Annotated in this window: 20 protein-coding genes; 10 read left to right on the top strand and 10 right to left on the bottom strand. The window is 71.4% G+C overall.

Features of this window, described 5'->3' with window-relative positions; translation table 11 throughout:
* Nucleotides 1-96: 96 nt before the first annotated feature.
* The 3 genes from AC6CKD_RS05635 to AC6CKD_RS05625 all read left to right on the top strand — a co-directional run bounded on the left by AC6CKD_RS05635 (nt 97) and on the right by AC6CKD_RS05625 (nt 3,039).
* Nucleotides 97-753 carry a lysophospholipid acyltransferase family protein gene (locus tag AC6CKD_RS05635; RefSeq protein ID WP_498325575.1) on the top strand — a complete coding sequence of 219 codons (657 nt, stop codon included), beginning with the start codon at nt 97-99 and terminating at the stop codon, nt 751-753.
* A 78-nt stretch (nt 754-831) separates the two neighbouring features.
* On the top strand, nt 832-1,395 hold the full coding sequence (locus AC6CKD_RS05630; protein ID WP_498325573.1) for a 2'-5' RNA ligase family protein: 564 nt from the start codon (nt 832-834) through the stop codon (nt 1,393-1,395).
* Between the two features lie 81 nt (nt 1,396-1,476).
* Nucleotides 1,477-3,039 carry a multicopper oxidase family protein gene (locus tag AC6CKD_RS05625; RefSeq protein WP_498325572.1) on the top strand — a complete coding sequence of 521 codons (1,563 nt, stop codon included), beginning with the start codon at nt 1,477-1,479 and terminating at the stop codon, nt 3,037-3,039.
* A gap of 100 nt (nt 3,040-3,139) precedes the next feature.
* On the opposite strand, the gene AC6CKD_RS05620 is transcribed toward AC6CKD_RS05625, so the two are convergent.
* Together AC6CKD_RS05620 and AC6CKD_RS05615 are read right to left on the bottom strand one after the other, a co-directional pair.
* Nucleotides 3,140-3,550: a hypothetical protein gene (locus AC6CKD_RS05620; protein WP_498325571.1), complete on the bottom strand. Its 411-nt coding sequence runs from the start codon at nt 3,548-3,550 to the stop codon at nt 3,140-3,142.
* A 74-nt stretch (nt 3,551-3,624) separates the two neighbouring features.
* On the bottom strand, nt 3,625-4,263 hold the full coding sequence (locus AC6CKD_RS05615; protein ID WP_498325570.1) for a hypothetical protein: 639 nt from the start codon (nt 4,261-4,263) through the stop codon (nt 3,625-3,627).
* Nucleotides 4,264-4,488: 225 nt separating this feature from the next.
* On the opposite strand from AC6CKD_RS05615, the gene AC6CKD_RS05610 reads away from it, so the two are divergent.
* Together AC6CKD_RS05610 and AC6CKD_RS05605 are read left to right on the top strand one after the other, a co-directional pair.
* Nucleotides 4,489-5,025, top strand: coding sequence for a hypothetical protein (locus AC6CKD_RS05610; RefSeq protein WP_498325569.1), 537 nt, complete (start codon nt 4,489-4,491; stop codon nt 5,023-5,025).
* A 150-nt stretch (nt 5,026-5,175) separates the two neighbouring features.
* A complete protein-coding gene (locus AC6CKD_RS05605; RefSeq protein WP_498325568.1) occupies nt 5,176-5,568 on the top strand; it encodes a YciI family protein in 393 nt (130 codons plus the stop codon).
* A gap of 473 nt (nt 5,569-6,041) precedes the next feature.
* Here the strand turns inward: AC6CKD_RS05605 and AC6CKD_RS05600 are convergent, their stop codons facing one another.
* Nucleotides 6,042-7,082 (bottom strand): vWA domain-containing protein, encoded by a 1,041-nt coding sequence (locus AC6CKD_RS05600; RefSeq protein ID WP_498325567.1) that lies wholly within the window; start codon nt 7,080-7,082, stop codon nt 6,042-6,044.
* A 291-nt stretch (nt 7,083-7,373) separates the two neighbouring features.
* On the opposite strand from AC6CKD_RS05600, the gene AC6CKD_RS05595 reads away from it, so the two are divergent.
* Nucleotides 7,374-7,619 carry a hypothetical protein gene (locus tag AC6CKD_RS05595; protein WP_498325566.1) on the top strand — a complete coding sequence of 82 codons (246 nt, stop codon included), beginning with the start codon at nt 7,374-7,376 and terminating at the stop codon, nt 7,617-7,619.
* A gap of 64 nt (nt 7,620-7,683) precedes the next feature.
* On the opposite strand, the gene AC6CKD_RS05590 is transcribed toward AC6CKD_RS05595, so the two are convergent.
* Nucleotides 7,684-9,063 (bottom strand): MFS transporter, encoded by a 1,380-nt coding sequence (locus tag AC6CKD_RS05590; protein WP_498325565.1) that lies wholly within the window; start codon nt 9,061-9,063, stop codon nt 7,684-7,686.
* Between the two features lie 20 nt (nt 9,064-9,083).
* Nucleotides 9,084-10,118 (bottom strand): hypothetical protein, encoded by a 1,035-nt coding sequence (locus AC6CKD_RS05585; protein ID WP_498325564.1) that lies wholly within the window; start codon nt 10,116-10,118, stop codon nt 9,084-9,086.
* A 326-nt stretch (nt 10,119-10,444) separates the two neighbouring features.
* Here AC6CKD_RS05585 and AC6CKD_RS05580 point away from each other — a divergent pair, with 326 nt between their 5' ends.
* Nucleotides 10,445-11,620 (top strand): terpene synthase family protein, encoded by a 1,176-nt coding sequence (locus AC6CKD_RS05580; protein ID WP_498325563.1) that lies wholly within the window; start codon nt 10,445-10,447, stop codon nt 11,618-11,620.
* Between the two features lie 66 nt (nt 11,621-11,686).
* On the opposite strand, the gene AC6CKD_RS05575 is transcribed toward AC6CKD_RS05580, so the two are convergent.
* From AC6CKD_RS05575 to AC6CKD_RS05560, 4 genes are all read right to left on the bottom strand, one after another.
* Nucleotides 11,687-12,295 carry a GOLPH3/VPS74 family protein gene (locus AC6CKD_RS05575; RefSeq protein WP_498325562.1) on the bottom strand — a complete coding sequence of 203 codons (609 nt, stop codon included), beginning with the start codon at nt 12,293-12,295 and terminating at the stop codon, nt 11,687-11,689.
* Nucleotides 12,296-12,405: 110 nt separating this feature from the next.
* Nucleotides 12,406-12,840 carry a YdeI/OmpD-associated family protein gene (locus AC6CKD_RS05570; RefSeq protein WP_498325561.1) on the bottom strand — a complete coding sequence of 145 codons (435 nt, stop codon included), beginning with the start codon at nt 12,838-12,840 and terminating at the stop codon, nt 12,406-12,408.
* A 111-nt stretch (nt 12,841-12,951) separates the two neighbouring features.
* Nucleotides 12,952-13,293, bottom strand: coding sequence for a hypothetical protein (locus tag AC6CKD_RS05565; protein ID WP_498325560.1), 342 nt, complete (start codon nt 13,291-13,293; stop codon nt 12,952-12,954).
* Between the two features lie 173 nt (nt 13,294-13,466).
* Nucleotides 13,467-14,123: a YwqG family protein gene (locus AC6CKD_RS05560; RefSeq protein ID WP_498325559.1), complete on the bottom strand. Its 657-nt coding sequence runs from the start codon at nt 14,121-14,123 to the stop codon at nt 13,467-13,469.
* Between the two features lie 164 nt (nt 14,124-14,287).
* On the opposite strand from AC6CKD_RS05560, the gene AC6CKD_RS05555 reads away from it, so the two are divergent.
* Complete coding sequence (locus AC6CKD_RS05555; protein WP_498325558.1) at nt 14,288-14,869, top strand: hydrolase; 582 nt, start codon at nt 14,288-14,290, stop codon at nt 14,867-14,869.
* A 73-nt stretch (nt 14,870-14,942) separates the two neighbouring features.
* Here the strand turns inward: AC6CKD_RS05555 and AC6CKD_RS05550 are convergent, their stop codons facing one another.
* Nucleotides 14,943-15,971, bottom strand: a complete 1,029-nt coding sequence (locus AC6CKD_RS05550) for a saccharopine dehydrogenase family protein (RefSeq protein ID WP_498325557.1) — start codon at nt 15,969-15,971, stop codon at nt 14,943-14,945.
* Nucleotides 15,972-16,117: 146 nt separating this feature from the next.
* Between AC6CKD_RS05550 and AC6CKD_RS05545 the strand changes: the two genes are divergently transcribed.
* Nucleotides 16,118-17,080, top strand: coding sequence for a helix-turn-helix domain-containing protein (locus tag AC6CKD_RS05545; RefSeq protein ID WP_498325556.1), 963 nt, complete (start codon nt 16,118-16,120; stop codon nt 17,078-17,080).
* Between the two features lie 145 nt (nt 17,081-17,225).
* Nucleotides 17,226-18,863, top strand: coding sequence for a glycoside hydrolase family 13 protein (locus AC6CKD_RS05540; RefSeq protein WP_498325555.1), 1,638 nt, complete (start codon nt 17,226-17,228; stop codon nt 18,861-18,863).
* The last annotated feature ends 41 nt before the right edge of the window (nt 18,864-18,904 follow it).

The following is an 18,904-nucleotide window of genomic DNA, read 5'->3' as shown; positions in this document are numbered from 1 at the left end:
GTACCCAGGCGGGTTGAGTAGGGCGACTCATGCCGGACCGGCCGCCGGCCGACACGCTGGGGAGACGAAGACCGCACTCCCCGGAGGTTCGATTCCATGATCAGCCACGTCGCCGCCACCCTGGCCCCGGTGTTCGGGCGGATGACCGTGTCCGAGGACATGTCGGGCCCCATCGCCGGCGGGACCATCCTGGCCGCCAACCACACCAGCCTGGTCGACCCCCTCATCGTGGTCGCCGCCCTGCGCCGGCTCGGCGTCGACCCGGTGATCATGGCGACGGCCGGGCTGTGGCGGGTCCCGGTGCTCGGCGGGGCGCTCGCCCGTGAAGGGCACATCCCGGTCCACCGGGGAACGGCCCGCGCGGCGGCTTCGCTCGCCGACGCCGCCGAGGCGCTGGCGGCGGGGCGGTGCGTGCTCATGTACGGGGAAGGTGGAATCCCCGCCCGCCGCGACTCCGGAGAAGCCGCGCCCCTGTCCTTCCGCAGCGGCCTGGCCCGCCTCGCCGGGGACACCGGGGCACCCGTCCGGCCGGTCGGTCAGGCCGGCGCCCGCCGCGTGAGCTCCGGTACGACGGCCAAACAGCTCGCCGGGATCCTCACGGCCCCGGTCCGCCGGCCACGCGTACACGTCCACGTGGGCGCGCCCCTGTTCCTGCCGGCCGACCTCTGCGCGGCGACGGCCGCGGCCCACGGGGCGGTCACCTCGGCCTGGCACACCGCAGTGTCCGGGCTCGCCGGCGCCGGCAGGCCGTAATCCGTGCAGGAGCCCGGCTCCGACGGGCCGTCAGCGGACCGGGCGGGAACGGATCTTCCCGTGGCACCATGGCGTGTCATGGCAGAGGACAGCGGCACTACGTTCCGGGCGGGCCAGACGGGGCTCATCGTCAGGATTCCGGAGGCGGAGCCGGCCGTCCGCGGCTGGCGCGAACGGCTCGACCCTTCGGCCCGGGCCGGGGTTCCCGCACACGTCACCGTGCTCTTCCCGTTCCTTGAGGCGAGCCGAGTGGACGCGCTGGTCCACGCTGCCCTCGAGGACGTGCTGTGCCGCCACCAGGCGTTCGACCTGCGGTTCGAGAAATGCGGACGGCTCCCCGAGGTCCTGTACCTCGCTCCCGAACCCGCTACGCCACTGGTGCGGCTGACGGAGGCGATCGCCGGCCGATGGCCCGAGGCCCCGCCGTACGGCGGCCGGTTCGCCGATATCGTGCCGCACCTGACCATCGCCCAAGGCCAGGACGAGCCCGTCCTGGAGGAGATCGAGGCCGACCTCGGGGGACGGCTCCCGTTCACCTCCCGCGTCTCGTCGGTCGAACTCATGGTCCACGACGGCACGAGGTGGCGGACGGGGGCGTCGTTCGCACTCGGAGACCGACCCCGACCCCGACCCCGCCCCTGAGAGGTTTCAGGGTCGGTCCCGGGGTAGGCCCCGGGTCGGTCCCCGATGTCCGCCGCGGGTCCCGTCCGTAGCGTCGTTCGCATGTCGAGAAACGGGAAGAACGTGACCGGCGGCAAGCGCCGGATGCCGCCTTGGAAGAGGGCGCTGCTGATCCTCGGAGCGCTGGCCGCGAGCTTCGCCCTGGTCATCGGCGTGCTCTTCACCTGGCTCTACACCGGAGCCAAGGTGTCCACCGTGGGCGCGGTGGACTTCCGCGCCGCCCTCGCGGTGCCGCCCCTCGCCCCGTCCACCGTGGAAGCCGACGGAACCCGCGTCTTCGACCTGCGGATGCAGACGGGAGAGACCGAGTTCACCCCCGGGGCGAGAACCCCCACCTGGGGGTTCAACGGGAGCCACCTCGGCCCCACCCTGCGCGCGGCGAAGGGGGAGAAGGTCCGGGTCAAGGTGGCCAACGCCCTGCCGGAGGCCTCCAGCGTGCACTGGCACGGCATGCACCTGCCCGCCGCGATGGACGGCGGCCCGCACCAGATGGTGCCGGCGGGCGGCAACTGGGCCCCCGAGTGGACGGTCGAGCAGCCGGCCTCGACCCTCTGGTACCACCCGCACCCGCACGGCGCGACCGAGTCGCACGTCCAGCGCGGCCTCGCGGGCCTGTTCCTCCTGGACGACGCGCAGTCGGCGGCTCTTCCCCTGCCCCGGACGTACGGGGTCGACGACATCCCGGTCATCGTCCAGGACGTGTCCTTCGACGGCACGAAGCTCGACCACGGGCACAAACTGATGCGCAACGTCGGGTTCCTAGGCGACCGGACGATGGTCAACGGCACGCTCGACCCGTACGTCACCGTCCGGGACGAACTGGTCCGGCTGCGCCTGCTGAACGCCTCCACCGCACGCGTCTACACCTTCGGCTTCGACGACGGCCGCGCTTTCCGGCAGATCGCCTCGGACGGCGGCCTCCTCGAAGCCCCGCACACGACCGACCGCCTGCGCCTGTCGCCGGGGGAGCGCGCGGAGATCGTCGTACGCGTACGACCGGGCGAGCGGACGGTCCTGCGCTCCTACCCCCTGGACGCAGGCCTGGACTTCTGGAACCAGCGCTTCGGGGGAGGCGACGACTCCTTCGACGTGATGCAGCTGCGCGCGGCCCCCACCCTGAGGCCGTCGGCCGAGCTGCCGGCAGCGCTGGCCGCCCCGGCGCTTCCCACCGGCGAGGACTCGGTCCGCAGCCGCGTCTTCGAGCTCAAGTCGTCCGGCATCAACGGCCGGAAGATGGACATGTCCCGGGTGGACGAGACGGTCACCCGCGGCACTTCCGAGACCTGGACCCTCCGCAACAACGACGGGATGCCGCACAACTTCCACGTCCACGACGTCCAGTTCCGCGTACTCGACATCAACGGCGAAGCCCCGCCACCGCCGTTGCGCGGACCGAAGGACACCGTCTTCATCCCGTCGGGTTCGACGGTCCGCATAGCCCTGCGCTTCGACGGCCCCGCGGACCCGGACACCCCGTACATGTACCACTGCCACCTGCTCTACCACGAGGACAAGGGCATGATGGGCCAGTTCACGGTGGTGGACCCGGGCGGGCCGACGCCCGCCCCCGAGCCCCTGCCCTCCTCCGCCCCACACCGGCACTAGGGCGCGACGCGACTGTCGCTGCCCGGCGCAGGCGGGGGCGCGGGACGGGTCCCGGTGGGCTGCTCAGCGAGGGCGGCGGCTGAGGCTCGGCTCCTCTGCTCTAAGGGCGGGCGTCCCATCGGTGGAGCAGGGACCCGTCCCCGCCGAAGACGTCCACGAGGTAGCCCTGGGCCGTGGAGAGCTGTTCGAACCGCGTGAGGTACGAGACGACCGAATCCCGCTGCTTCTCGAAAAGCGAGTGCTCCGCGTCGGTGTGCGTGGTCCGGAGGATCACGAGCGGAGCCCCCTCGGGCCCCGCCTCCTGCTGGATGGCGTACACGCTCTCGTCCCCGCCCGCCCGGTGGTACCGCTCGGCCAGCGCGAGGGCGGTCGACGGTGCGGCCGTACTCGTCACGGTCGGCCCGGCGGACGAAACGGTACCCTCCCGGTCGGTACAGGCCGTCAGGAGGAGGGCGCAGCCGGCGACCACGCAGACGCCGATGTGCCTCCTGGAAACCGTTCGTATCCGCATGCGCGTTCGCATCCCTTTCCGAGTCCAAGTCCGATCCTGAGTCCGAGTCCGATCCCGCATCCGCAGGACGCTCCTCATCTCACGGGCCATGAAGCCACATCGGCCTCATCCTCACCCGCCTTTTGCGTCTTCTCGGGCCCTGCCCCCGCATACCCGTCGAATACGGCGGCGCGCAGGCCGGCGAAATCGGTGCGCACCGGGTCCAGAGTGAGGAGGGAGGAGAGGCTCAGGGTGCGCTGTCCGGGCCTGCGCTCGTCGAGCACGGAGGTGGGCAGGACGTAGAAGGTCCACTGGGTGAGGTCCAAGGGGTCCAGGGTCTTCTTGTCCTGGTGCTTGAGGATACAGAAGACGTACACGTCCGCGCGGCGCAGGCGGGCCGGGTCCACTTCCCCGGTGACCGCGTCCCAGCCCTCGGCGGGGGCGATGGAGAAGCTGATGGCGGACAGCCGGGTCTGGCCCCACTCCTGGAGATAGGCCGCCGACTTGACCTCGACCTGGGGCCCGCCGGGCACTCGGATGTCCACCGAGTCCCAGTCCACCCTCGTGCCGTCCGCCACTCCGAGCGCGAGGGCGACGATGTACTCGGCGAGTGCTCCGCGCAGCGTGTTGCCGACCACCCCCGAATACGCCCACGCCCAGAAGCCGAGCAGGCTGCCGTGGGCGGAGCCGTCCAGATGAATGGGTTCTTCCCCCGTGCGACGGCGAGGCAGCATGGCGCCGAGAGGTTCAGTTATGGACACATTCTCCGACCCCCGGCCGGGACCGGCGGACGCGGGTGGGATGCGTGAACTCGGAGGCGAAGCCCGGGGCGTTGGAAACTCGCCGGGACCTACACCTGGGTGTGACGGAAGGCCAAGCGGGCGGCTCCCGTCGTGCGGCCGGTCTACTGTGCGGACCAAGGCCGAGCAGTCCATCGTGGCGACCTGAGGAGGAATCCTGTGGCATCGCAGTACGACCCCGAGCACGCGCCCGCGGGCGATGTGGGCGCAGCGCTGTTGTTGATCGATTCCCGGCTGAAAGGCATTCACGACGGCAGGACCGGGACGGATCCCGAACAGCAGGCGCTGATCGACCAGTACGCCTCGTCGCTCGGCCCCGAGGAAGCCGACGACCTGCTGGACGGGGCGTGCACGCTCATCTACATGTTCATGATGTGGCTGCGCCGGGCCCACGAGGAGCACGGCAAGGACGTCCTCGAGTACGTGGTGCCGAACATCGTCGCCACGCTGCGCATGATGCCCAGGAGCGTCCGTCCCCAGGCCATCCCCACCATGGCCGGCCTGGTCATCGCCGCGGGCACCGGCCTCAGCCCCAATCTGTGGCGCAAGCAGTACGGAGACTGGACCGAGGCGGAGATGAATCCGCTGGAAGCCACGGCCTTCCTGCTCGCGGAGTACATCAACCGCATGACCGGCGACCCCGATTTCGCCACCCGCCTGATCACCGACGCCCTGGCCGACGCGGAAGGAGACTGAGGTGGCCCCTCCTCGGCGGGAGCCTCCCTGGGGGCGATCACCGGGATTCCGTGATGTGGTGCTGGGAGCGCCGATGAATTTTACGGCGACTGGCTGTCTACCCCTGTGCAAGACCGAAACCCCAGCAGCCGCCCCGGAAGGGTGAGGAACATGAAGTACATGATCCAGATGAACGTGCCTGCCGCCGAATGGGACGCCATCATGTCCTCGTACTCCGAGGACGACATGACGGCCATGTTCGCCCACATGAACGCCCTCAACGAGGACATCACCGCCGCTGGGGAGTGGGTGGACGGGCAGGGCCTCGGTGGTCCCTCGCTGGTCAAGACGGTACGGGCCGGCAGCGACGGGCAGCCGCAGGTGACCGCCGGGCCGGGCCAGGAGGGACACGTCCTGGCCGGGTACTGGCTGGTCGACGTCAAGAGCGAGGACCGGGCCCTGGAGATCGCGGCCCGGGCATCGGCCTGCCCCGGCCCGGGAGGGAAGCCCGGCAGCGACCCGGTCGAAGTGCACCCGATCCCCGCGGACCCGACCCAGGCCTGAGCCGGGCGGGCCGCGCTCCTCGTCGCGGCGCGGTCGTCGTCACGACGGCCCCGTCGCTACGGCGCCGAGGGCCAGGCGGTCCTCGACGGACTTGCGCATCCCGCCGGAGGGTTACCTACCTACCAGCCAGTACGGACCCGGCACGCGCGCGGCCGTGAGCACGCCGTCCAGGTCCTCGACCATGGCGGCACGGCCCCCGGGTGCCCCGTACGGGCGTGCTGCGGTCGGTGGCCTCGGGTGGCTGCGCGTAGCGGATGGTCCCCGGCCGGTCGTAGGTGCACACCCGGGTGACCGCTGCGACCCCCGGCAGCACCGTGGCCGCGGCGGCCACCAGGAGGACGGAGGCCATCGCGGTCACCACCGCACCCGTCGCACGCCCTCGCACGCCTCGAGCCGCCCGCGCTCCCCTTCGCCCCGCCATCCGGGGACGGCCCGAAGGCGTGGCGACTCGCAGCCGTCGGGGTTTCGAGGCGTCAGGCCATCAGCAGCAGACGGGTGTTCGACACGAGCTTCCGGTTGACGCTGGTGCTCTGCACGAAGATCGTGAACTCGTCGTTGTGGTCCGGCTTGATGCGCGCCTCCACGGAGGGCAGGCCCAGCAGGGCGCGGGCCTCCGGCCCCGTGTACACCCGGTCCGTCTTCTTCTCCAGCACCGCGATCTGCTTCTTCGCCTGGATCTTCTCCGGCTTGCTCAGCTGGTAGAACGCGCCACCGGTGCGGTAGGTGTGCCCGGATTCGACGACCCATTCCCGGATCGCCGCGTCCCGGTCCACCGGGATCAGCTGGTACGCGGAGGGGTCCGCCGGGGTGAGACCGGCCGCCTTGATGGTGTCCTTGTTGACCGTTTCCGCGCCCGTGGAGAACACCGCGCGCGATCCCCGGATGCCCTTGGCGCGGCCGACCATGAACTTCTCGGTGGCCTCCTTGATGACCTGCCCGGCCTCCTCCAGACCCTGCGTGCTCGTGGCGTCCCAGATGGCGATGTTCTCCTTCGGGAAGCCGCACTGCATGGCCTCCCGCTTGCCCATCTGGTCCGGCACGAGGACGGCCAGCGTCCAGTTGTCCTCCTGCGTCGCGATCATCTCGGCCACGGCCTTCACCAGTTCACGCGGGTCCCGGGCAGGGGCGTCCGGGGAGCGGTGACTCGCGTTCTCCTGCCCGTCGGTCAGCACGAACGTCAGGAAGCTGTGGTCGCCGTAGAGTTGGGCGGTCTGGGCCAGCTCGCGCTGCGACTTCAGCGAGGCCGCGAGCAGCGCCGTCATTCCGCCGGTCCGGTACAACTGCTTCAGGGACGGCATCCGCAGCACGTCCTTGTCGTAGACGACGCACTCCACCTTGTCCGCGAAGACGTACACCGTGACGCGGGTCTCCTGGTCCAGTTCACCCGACCGGCGGGCAAGGTACGCGATCTGCTGGTCGGCTACCTCGACGACCTTGCGGCTCAGGTGCGACATGGACGAGCTGGCATCCAACACAAGAGCAACGTGGTTGATGTAGTTCTGGTTTCCGGACATGGAAGCTCCCCCTCGTTCCGACTGGATGCTCCTACGGTCTCATCCACCACTGACAATCGATCTTGTCTCCGAGACCCGACGCAGGGTCGCGCCCAGGCGCGGACGGATGGCTCGGGAGGGTCCTGCGACGGCTCTGGCGACGGCTCTCGCGGTGGCTCTTGTGGGCTGCCGAAACGTTACTGCCGGAGCGTTCGAGTGAACGGTCGTTCCTGTCGGCTCCGCCGGGCGTTGAATCGGCTGACGCACCCACCCATGGGAGCGTCCCCAGATCCTTAAGTCTTAGGGGAACCAATGCGCATTCGCTCTGCCGTCACCGCCTCCGTCCTCGCCGCCGGCATCCTGCTGGGCGGCGCCGGCGCGGCCCTCGCCAACGACGGTGTCGACATCGACTACTTCTCGGGCGGCCACAAGGCGTTCTCGTCCAACTGCTCGTCCGCGGCGGCCGTCCCGGCGGCCTTCGGCCCCGCCTACACCTCCTCCTGCGCGAAGGAAGGCGAGGCGGAGTGGGTCAAGGGTGCCCACCTCGGCGCCAAGTAGGGGCTTCCGGCCCAGGCCGGTGCGCGGGGGCGGTCGGACGGCGACGTCCGCCGCCCCCGCGGTGTCAGCGGCTCGCGTCCCGCGCCGCGAGCCGGTGGCCTACGGCCAGGACGAGCAGGGCCGTGACGCCGACGGCCACACCACCCAGCCGCAGGATCGCGTCGTAGGCCGCCTCGGGCGACCGCTGCGGCGTCATCGCCGAGATCCCCGCGGCCGTTCCGGCCAGCGCGATCGCACCTCCGGTGACCAGGCACGTCAGCAGTACCCCCGATGCCTCCCCGGCCCTCGCCGGAGCGACGAGCTGCTGGGTCGCCACGCTGGCATAGGTCCACCCCAGCCCGAGGCCCAGCCCGCACCACGCGAACACCGGCAGGTACAGCCACCAGGCGGTGACCTGGGTCAGCGCGTACATCCCCGTCCCCGCGCCGATCCCGGCCAGCGCCATCACCGTGGTCGGCCGCATGAGCCGCCCCAGCCGCGCCCCCAGCGGCCCGCTGAGCGCCACCAGCAGCGCAGGGGCCAGGAAGACCGTGCCGGCCAGGAGCGGTGAGAGACCCCGTACGCCCTGGAGGTAGAGGGTGGCGAGGAAGACGGTCACTCCGTAGCCCATGTTGGAGAGCGTGCCCATCCAGGTGACCAGGACGTACGGGATGACGCGGAAGAGCCCCAGATCGACCAGAGGGTGCCGGGCCAGCCGCTCCCGCACCAGGAACAGCCCGCCGCCCACCACGGCCAGCGCGAAGCCGAGGAGGGCGCGAGCACTGCTCCAGCCCCATGCGTCCCCGCGCTCCACGGTCAGGGTGAGAGCGGCCAGCGCACCGACGATCAGGGCGCAGCCGAGCAGATCGAGCTCGCGCGACGCCGCCGCATCGCGCGAGTCCGGGACGTACGCGAGAGCGGTGAGCAGCGAGAACAGGCTCAGCGGTGCCATCAGCCAGAAGATCCAGCGCCAGCCGGGCCCCTCGGTGAACCCTCCGCCCACGAAGGGCCCGATCGCGGTGCCGATGTTGGCGACGCCGAACACGGCGCCCAAGGCCTTGGCGCGGGACTCCTCGGGAAAGGTGTTGGTGATCACCGACACGGCCACGGGGAACACGAACGCCGCGCCCACCCCCTGGGCGATCCGGGCCGCGACCAGCGGACCGAGCCCGGGAGCCAGGGCGCACCCCACGGTCCCGGCGGTGAACAGGGCCGTTCCGGCCAGGAGCGTGCCCCGCCGGCCGAAGACGTCCCCCACCCGGCCGCCGATGATGAAGAAGCAGCCGATGGCGAGCATGTACGCGGACAAGGTCCACTGCGCGGCCGACACCGTCACGCCGAGTTCCTCCGCGATCCCGGGGATGGCGAGATTGAGTGCGAAGAAGTCGAGCTGGATGCAGAACAGGGCGACGGAGACCGCGACGAAGGCACCCGTCCGCGCTGCCCTGGAGCTCTGTGCGCGCATGAGGGGCGTCCTCCCGCCGGTCAGCGGGGTGCCACGGCGCCGGAGTCCGGGGACTGCTGGAGCCCGGAGGCGTCGACGGCCTCGAAGTCCGAACCCTTGAAGCCCTTGAGCGCGTTGAGCTGGTCGTTGTCCCAGCCGGGGTTCTCCTCGCCGGTGAGGTACCAGGCCGACCCGTTGTCGGCGACGATGGCCCCGTACTTCTTGAGCGCCTCGGCGACGGCCAGGGCCTGAGGGGCCAGAGCCGAGGTGTCCACCGAGCTCTTGAGCCGCAGCCGCAGTCCCATGGGCGGCAGCGATTCGTCCGCCGCCGAGCCCGCCTGATGCCTCGCCGGCCAGACGTAGCTCTGATCCGTGCGGGGCACGGTCATCCGGATCGCGTGGTCGACCAGCCCGCCCGCCGCCTCGTCGTAGCGCACCAGCCCGGGCAGGATGGCGAGGCCGGCGGCATCGGCCGATGTCCACCCGTCGGGCCGCAGCTCGTGGGTCCGCAGGTCGAAGACCGCGCCCGAGCCGGCGTGCCAGGCGTGGTCGGCCTCCTGACGGGCGTTCCAGAGTTCGTAGGACTTGCACAGGGCGCGGTCCCAGACGACGACGTGGCGGTCCCCGGTGCTGGCGGGACCGTTCTCGATCCTGGCGTTCGGCGGGATCCGGTACCCGGACGCGTCGCTTTCCTCGGCGATGTCCAGGGTGACCTTCGATTCCGGCACCGTCGTGTCCGAGACGGTGATGGGAATGCCGAACGGCTCTCCGTCGATGAGCCCCGCCCCGAAGTCCGGGTGCAGGGGCTCCGCGGCACCGATCGAGGAGACGTAGCGGTCCGAGTGCGGGTGCACGGGGAGCGTGTCCACGGGAGCGTGCCAGAAGCTGTCCGGCGGAGCGGTCCGGCAGGAGCCGTCCTGCGAGCCGGCGGCAACCGTGGTGGCCGTCGTGGGGGTGGTTCCGTCGCCGGAATCCGCGTACCCGCCCACCAGGCACGTGACGGCGACGGCGGAGACGACGGCGACCACGGGGATCCGGCGCCTTGAGCGGGGTGCGGCTCCGTGTTCCGTTGTCATGGCCTCACCTCATCCGGAGGATCCGTGCCGGCGTCCGCTGCTTCCAGTGACCCCTTCCAGCGTAGGCACGTTCCGCCCCCGGCGCTCTGCCACTCGCGGGAAGCCCCGGGGTGGGTTTCGCGCTCCTGGCGCCCCGCGAGTGCTCCCGCATGCCCGTGGTGACTTCGGGACATCCTGCGTTCAATGAGAGGGGCCGACGGAGCGAACGGACGCCGACGAGCTGATGGGGCGCCAGGACGGGCGCAGGGCGAAACGGTTCGGCAAGGACTCGTTCCTCGATGAGGGCCTGTGCGCGTCAGCCCTGACGGAACACGAGGTGATCACTCATGACAGGAACGCGGACGCAGGCGGCCGGCCACGCGGCCGACCGCGCCGACGGTAGTGCCGGACTCGCCCCGGCGGAACGCCTGACCATCCCGACGGCCCGACCCGCCCGCCCGGCCGCGGAGGACTTCGACGCCGGCTCGGCGGTGTTCATGAGCCGGTTCGGACTGGGCGGGGGGCCGGAGCGCCGTGCGCGGCTGACGACGGGGCTGAACCGGATCGCGGTGAGGATCGCACCGGACGCCGACCCGTTCGCGGCCCAGTTGCTCAGCGACCTCGCCGCGTGGGTGTTCGCCTTCGACGACCTCTGCGACGAGGACCTTCCGAGTCTCACCCCCACGGAGATGATCACGATGGTCGCCCGGCTCCAGCGGACGATCGAGGCCCCCGAGGTTCCCCTCGGCGGTGATCCTTTCGGCCTGGCCCTGCGCGACATCCGGCTCCGCGTGGAGGCGATCGCCACCCCGGTACAGGTCAGGAGATGGGTCGACGCGATGCGCGGCTACTTCCTCGCCGAGGCCCGCGTCGGCGCTGACGCGACGGCGCCGGGAGGCCCGCAGGACGTGAGCGACTACCTGCTCACCCGCCTGCACTCCGGAGCCGCCCTCGCCGTACCCGTGCTGCTCGACGCGATCGGTGCCGCACTGCCCGCACCGCTGTGGGAGGACCGGCGGATCCGTGCACTGACCGAGATGGCGGCGGGGATCGTCGTCATCGACACCGACATCCACTCCTTCACGAAGGAGCGCCAACGCGGCAGCCGCAGCGGCAACCTGATCGCCCTCCTGGAAGGCCTGCACGGACCGGAAAGCGGAGCGGAAGCCGGACCGGAACCCGGAGCGGAAGCCGGCCCCGCGCAGGGCCTGCGAGCCGCTTCCGCGCTGCGGGCCTCGATCATGCGCCTGTTCCTGCACCTGGGTCAGCAGACGGCGCGGGCCCCGGCGGACCCGCGGATCCGGCGCCATCTCGACGCGCTCACCCAGTACGTCTGCGGCGTGCGGGACTGGTGCGGGGCGACCTCCCGCTATCACCCCGGGCAACCGGACGGCGGCGACCACCGGCCCGGACGCCCCGGAACCCCGTACGACCCACCGGTCGAGACCCCCCTCACACCGCCGCCGATCGCATCGATCGCATGGTGGTGGACCGTCGCCGACGCCGCGCAGGCGTCTCCATGAGCCGGGCCCGGCCCGCATGGGGACCGCGCCCGCGTACGCCTGCGCCGGCCGGCCATGGCACCACCGTCACACGCCGCCGCGCCAGATGTTGTCGAAGGCCGCGTTCTCGATGGCCCGGCGCTGCCGTACGCCCGCCAGTTCCACCATCGCGTCGTTGACGGCGGCCAGCACGGTCGCGACGCCGTCGTCGGCCACCTCCGGGGCGTCCGCGGTCCGGTCGCCGCCACCCCCGAGGGCCTCCGTCAGGAGAACGAGGACGGGTTCCTCCGCGCTCCACCGCTCCTCGGCCTGGCGGCGGGCGGGTGAATCGGCCGGCACCAGCTCACCGGCCCGGAGGGAGAACCCGCGGCGGCGCGCCCGGACGAGCTGCCCTTCCTGCTCGAGCACGGCCTGATAGCTCGCGGACAGGCCGCGCCCCCTACGCCACAGCCAGTCGCCGACGGACTCGTAGGGAGTCTCCCGAACGAGCGATGCGACCGCCGCGTCCAGCAAGGGGTCACCCAGTACCACCTGCTCGCCCGGCACGATCTGATCACCGTCCAGCTCGATGGCCCGTGCGGCGAGGAGATCGACGACCTCTGCCCCGGCGAGCGCGAGCGACAGATCGCCCTGTTCGACGGTCCGGCCGGACTCCACGTCCATGGCAATGATCAACAAGTCCCGCGGTGTGGTCATCAAGGGCTCCTCTCAACCGTGCAGGCAGAACGCCGGCCAATTATCGATCAGCTCGGCCGTCTGTGGGCGACTCGGGTCACCGATCTTGCCGGCCGAATTTCGTTGGGATTTCATCCGCGCAGGGTGGCGATGGCCTTCTCGATGCGCCGTCGGCGCGTCTCGGGCATCTTCGCGCTCTCGATGGCCCGTACGTGCTCGCGCTTGCGGCTGTACGCAAGGTTGTCGTACGCGGCTCGGGCGGCCGGGTCGTCGTCCAGGGCCTGGGCGAAGTCCGCGGGCTCGACCACGACGCGCGACTCGGTGTCGAGCTCCAGCCCGACCTCGATCTCCTCGCCGATCTCGACCTCCGCGGCCCGCCGGTTGGCGTGGCTGAGGCCGATCAAGTGGCGGCCGCGCAGCAGGGCGAGACGGCTCTTCCAGGAATGCCCGTTGATCGTGATCGTCACCGGCGGCCGCGAGCCCTCGCCGAGCGCGGCCACCACCTCGGACGGAACTTCCAGACCCCGCATGGGCTCAGGCGGCTCGACGATGGACCGAAACTTCAAGATCTTCTCCTGCTCGTCATGCCGGTTCGCCGCGGTCCCGCCCACCCGTCCCACGGCAGGGCGCCGACGGGCTTGAGGACCGTGGTGCCGGTCTGCTGGTGACTCGTCTTGTCAGAGGTCGACGCGGTGCTCGGCAGCCGAAGGGTCATCGACCGATCCGTAGCGCAAGGTGACGTGGGCCGGGCGGAACGGCAGGTCGTGCAGGATGGGGGCCATCACCGCGAAGAGTGCGTCGGCGTCCGGTCCGTAGGCGTAGAGGACCACCTCACCGCCTCCGTACTCGTTTCCGTCGAACTCGCCGACCTCGGCTTGCTCGATCGCCTCGGTCAGCAGGGTCTGGGCCTGGCGGACGGCCTCCCGTTGGCTGGGTTCGCCGAGGCCGTCATCGGCCAGTCGGTAGCTGGCGACGACGGCGTGCTCCACGTCGGCTTCTGCTTCGTCTGTGTCGGCCATGCGGGACACGATCTCATCCCGGACCGACATCGTCGTCGGCCGGCGGTCCGGCTTGTCGGTGGGGTTCGTGGGGCTCGTGCGACGCGTGTCTTTCCGACCCCGACCGACACCCTGCGCGCCCCGCAGATCACGCGTCGCTCATCAGCGGGCGTGCTTGGCGTGGTGTGGTGTGCTCAGTCCGTGAGGAAGGCACCTTCGCGGCAAGCGCGGCAGACGAAGACGTAGCCCAGCTGGCCGCCGAGGTTCATCGCGGTCCGCGCGGAGATCCCTTCCTCCAGATGCGCCGCGAACTCCGTCGGGCCGGTGCAGGAGGGGCATGAGGGCAGGCGGTCGTCCTCAAGGTAGGAGGGGCTGCCCCCGAGTGACCCGAGTACTTCGCGTTGCTTGCCGAAGGCTTCTTCGGGTTCCCGCTTCCATCCCGCGCGAGCCAGGTCGTAGGCGTCAGGTACGAGTTCGTCGGGGTCGGCGCTCTCTTCGGGGTCGAGCGCCACGACGTGGGTGCGGATGGCCGAGGTGGTGGGCAGGAGCGTCACTCCCGTCGCAGGCACTTCTACCGGCCGCAGTTCCTCCCGGGGAAACAGGTAGACCCGGTTCGCGCCAGACGTCGCGTCCCAGAATTCACATGCGCCGGGGTCGTTCTGGCACACGAACACCGACAGGACGCCGTCCTCGACGGGGAGATGGGCGAAGAACTGCAGCGGCCCCCCACAGCAGTCGCCGCACAGGGGCCAGGTGAACCCCGCGGGAGCCAGCGGCACACCACCGGTGCGCGGGACGTCGGAGTCGGCCGGCGCGGTGCCGTCGTAGATCATCAGAGTGGTTGTCTGCATGGCGAGAGGTTACGGGCGGCCTATGACAGGGGAGCCGCCCGGTCCGGCGACGGGACCGCCGCAACGCCTGCGAGCCGCCGGTCGCACGCACCTGACGGCTCGTATGCGTACCTGTACCTCTACCTGTACCCGTACCTCTACGACCAGCCAAGGAAGGCACTCGCATGTCCAAGACCACGCTCGACAGGAACACCGCCCTGGTCCTCATCGACCTTCAGAAGGGAGTCATGGCCCTGCCCGTCGTCACCCCCGCCGAGCAGATCCTCGCCAGGGGCATCCGGCTCGCCGACGCCTTCCGCGCGGCCGGGCTGACCGTCGTGCTCGTGAGGGTCGCCTGGTCCCCGGACGGGGGCGACCTGCCCACCACGCACGCCGACCGGCCCGGTCCCTCGGCCGCGCCTCCGGCCGAGTTCTCCGTGCTGCCGGCCGAGTTGACCACCGGTGCGAACGACATCGTCGTCACCAAGCGGCACTGGGGCGCCTTCACCGGCACCGAGCTCGACCTCCAGCTGCGCCGCCGCGGCATCGAGCGGATCGTCCTCGCCGGCATCTCGACCAGCATCGGTGTGGAGTCCACCGCCCGCTCCGCCTGGGAGCACAGCTACGACCTCGTCTTCGCCGAGGACGCGACCACCGACACGGACGCGGACGCGCACGCCCACACCTTCGGCAAGATCTTCCCCAGGATCGGCCGGGTCCGCTCCACCGACGAGATCCTGACCGCCCTCGAGAACCTCGACGGCTGAACCCCAGGCCCTCCTACGGAACGTGCGCCCCGAGGCCGAGGCCGAGGGCCGGTACGGAGCCGCAGCCCGTCCGCTACGCGAGCAGCTCCAGGGTGATGTGCGGGGCCAGCGCGCGCAGGAAGTCGGGCGCGTCGAAGATCTCGCCCGCCGAGGCGACGCCGACCGTACGGGTGCGGCCGGTCAGGACCCGCTCCAGCGCTTCCACGACGAGGGGGGCGGTGACGGCGTAGATGTCCTGCCCGCGGGCCACGGCGCGCCGTTCGGCGCCGCCCGAGCGGACGACCGCGTCGACGAGGAAGGTCTGGTCCGACCGCCCGCTGTCGTCGGCCGCGGTCGGGGCCGGCGTACCGGCGGCCGCGATGTCACGGACCGCCTCGACCGTCATGTACGTGGTCACGTCCGGGATCGACAGGTGGCTGGGCACGGTCACCACGTCGGCCATCGTGAACTCCCCGATCACCTCCCGGGCGCCCATCGGTTCGGGGAACCGCCACTGGAGCGTCGGCGCGGCGTCCGTGCGGTACTCCCACTGCCCGCCCGCGTAGCGCATGCGCCGCTCTCCGCGCCGCTCCCGCGAGACCGCGCCCGAAAGCCGCGTCCCGGCGGTGGGGTGCCAGCTGCTCAGGGCGTACGCGATGTGCGCCTCTCCGGCCTCGGTCCAGTCACCCATCGCCGCGGTGGCCAACAGGTCGCCGAGACCGCCGAAGAAGGCCATCGCCGGGACGATCACCGCCCCGGCGTCCCGCGCCCGGTCGGTGAAGTGCGCGAAGGTGTCGATGTTGGCCTCGAGTTCGGCGGCCACGTCGAGGTAGGGGATCCGGGCCCGCAGCGCCGCCTCGATCACCGGGCCGGTCGTCGAGGCGAAGGGCCCCGCGCAGTTGATCACAGCAGCCGTGCCGGCCAGCGCGCGGTCCAGCGCGGCTGGGGCGTCCACCGTCGCCGGGCGGGCCTCCAACCCGGTCTCGTACGCCAGCGCCTTCAGCTTCTCGCCGTCGCGGCCCGACAGCACCGGTACGAACCCGCGCTCCACCAGCTCCGCGACCACGAACCGCCCGGTGTGCCCGTACGCGCCGAACACCGCCACCAGCTGACCTGATCCCATGGTCCCGCTCCCCTGTACTCGTCCGTACCCGCATGCCCCGCCGCGGCCGGCCCACCGGGCCCGCCGCGCTCCGTCATGGACATCCTGTCCCGGAACACCATGCCGTCACGAGTGTCTGGAACGACACGACCCGTACACTTCCGGACATGACCACCGTCGCGCTGGCCGTCACCGACGGCATGCTGCACTTCGAGCTGTCCCTGGCCTGCGAGGTCTTCGGTTCCGACCTGACCCACCTGGTGGACCCCTGGTACGACTTCTCGCTCTGCGGACCGGGCCCCGTACAGATCGACCGCTTCCACCTGCGACCCGACCACGGACTCGACCACCTCGCGCGAGCGGACACCGTGATCGTCCCCGGCTGGGCCGACGTCGACCGGGACCCGCCGGCCGAGCTCGTCGCCGCGGTGCGCGCGGCTCACGAGGCGGGCGCGCGCGTGGCCTCCCTGTGCACCGGCGCCTTCGTGCTGGCCGCCGCCGGGCTGCTGGACGGCAAGCGCGCGACCACGCACTGGGCCCACACCCGGGAGCTGGCCAGACGCCACCCCCTCGTCACCGTGGACCCCGATGTCCTCTACGTGGACAACGGAAGCGTGCTGACCTCCGCCGGCAAGGCCGCCGCCATGGACCTGTGCCTGCACCTGGTGCGCCTCGACCACGGCTCCTCGGCCGCCAACAAGATCGCCCGCCGCCTGGTCGTCCCACCGCACCGCGACGGCGGTCAGGCCCAGTTCGTCACCACCCCCGTGCCAGCTCCCGGCAACCACCCGCTCGCCGACCTCTTCCCCTGGGCGCTGCAACGCCTCGACGAGCCGCTCACCGTGGAAGACCTGGCCCGCCGGGCCCGGATGAGCTCACGCCACCTGGGCCGCCACTTCAAGTCGGTGACCGGCACCACCCCGTTGCAGTGGCTGCTCACCCAGCGCATCCGCCACGCCCAGGAACTGCTCGAAACCACCGACGACACCGTCGACACCATCGCGACGGCCACCGGCATGGGCACCGCCACCACCCTGCGCCGCCACTTCGCCCGCACGGTGGGCGTCCCGCCGGACACCTACCGCCGCACCTTCCGCTCCCGGAGCGCCCCGGCCTCCACGACGGCCTGAGCCCCGACCGGTCCAAGCCCCCGCTGCCCGCCCACCGGCACCCGCCCCGCGGATCCCCGTACGGTTCCCACCCCATCGATCGATTGCGATCATGAGATCCCGGCGAACCGTTGACGCCGTCGAAGCGCCTCCCTAGATTCACCGCATGGCGACTCCCGAGGCGTTTCCCGCGGCCACCGAACGGCGACCCTCGCCACCTTCCGCCTGGTGGCGGAGTGCCGCGATCTACCAGATCTATCCGCGCAGTTTCGCCGACGGCAACGGTGACGGCATCGGTGACCTCGCCGGCATCCGCGCGCGGCTGCCGTACCTGCGCGGGCTCGGCGTGGACGCGGTGTGGATCAGCCCCTGGTATCCGTCCCCGATGGCGGACGGCGGGTACGACATCGCCGACTACCGGGACATCGACCCGGTCTTCGGCACCCTGGCGGAGGCCGAGGCGCTGCTGTCCGAGGCGCATGACATCGGGATCCGGGTGATCGTCGACATCGTCCCCAACCACTGCTCGGACCAGCACCCCTGGTTCCGCGCCGCCCTCGCGGCCGGCCCCGGCTCGCGCGAGCGGGCGCGCTTCTGGTTCCGTCCCGGCCGCGGCGAGCACGGCGAACTGCCGCCCAACAACTGGCAGTCCGCCTTCGGAGGTCCGGGCTGGCGGCGGGTGACCGAGGCCGACGGCACGCCCGGCGAGTGGTACCTGCACCGGTTCGCTCCCGAACAGCCCGACTTCAACTGGGAAAACCCCGAGGTCCACGCGGAGTTCGAGTCCATCCTGCGGTTCTGGCTGGACCGGGGCGTGGACGGCTTCCGCATCGACGTCGCCGACAACCTCGTCAAGGACCCGGCCCTGCCCGACCACGAGAGCGGGCCCAGCCCCTGGGCCGACCAGGACGGCGTCCACGACGTCTACCGCGCGTGGCACGAGGTCCTCGACGCCTATGCCCACGACCCGGTCTTCGTGGGCGAAGTGTGGACCTCCGACCCGGAGCGCTTCGCCCGCTACCTGCGCCCCGACGAACTGCACACCGCGTTCAATTTCCCTTTCCTCCAGAGTCCCTGGGACGAGAAGGCCTTGCGCACGGTCATCGATTCGACGCTCGCCGAGCACGCCCCGGTCGGCGCCGCCGCCACCTGGGTTCTCTCCAACCACGACACGACCCGACACGTCACGCGCTACGGACGCACGGACACCTCGTACGCACTCGACGGCCGCCGCGTGCACGGCGTGCCGGCCGACCTCGGCCTCGGGCGGCGCCGGGCCCGGGCCGCGGCGCTGCTGACGATGGCCCTGCCCGGCTGCGTCTACGTGTACCAGGGTGACGAGCTGGGCCTGGAGGAGGTCGAGGACATCCCGTCGGCCCTCCGCCAGGACCCGACGTTCTTCCAGACCGGAGGAGAGGACCTCGGCCGGGACGGCTGCCGGGTCCCCCTCCCGTGGGGAGACGAAGCACCGGACGCGAAGTCCTGGCTGCCCCGGCCGGCCGAGTGGGCCGCCCGGAGCGTGCGCGAGCAGAGTGCCGACCAGGACTCGATGCTGGCCTTCTACCGCCGGGCGCTGGCCCTGCGATCCGGCGAACCGGCCCTGCTCGAAGGAGGGTTCACCTGGGTGCCCGCCCGGCCGGGCGTACTCGCCTTCGCCCGCACCGCGGCCGGGTCCTCCGTACGCTGCCTGCTGAACCTTTCGGCCGGCCCGGTTCCGCTGCCGGAGCACACCGAAGTCCTGATCTCCAGCGGCCTCGTGGAGAACGGCGTTCTGCCCACGGACACCGCGGTCTGGCTGCGCTGAAGGAACCGTCGGGCCGGGCCGGTCGGGCTCCTCCCGTCGGA

Source organism: Streptomyces sp. GQ60, from assembly GCF_059758875.1.
Note: the sequence above shows the minus strand (reverse complement) of the source record. Positions and strands in the feature narration are given on the sequence as shown.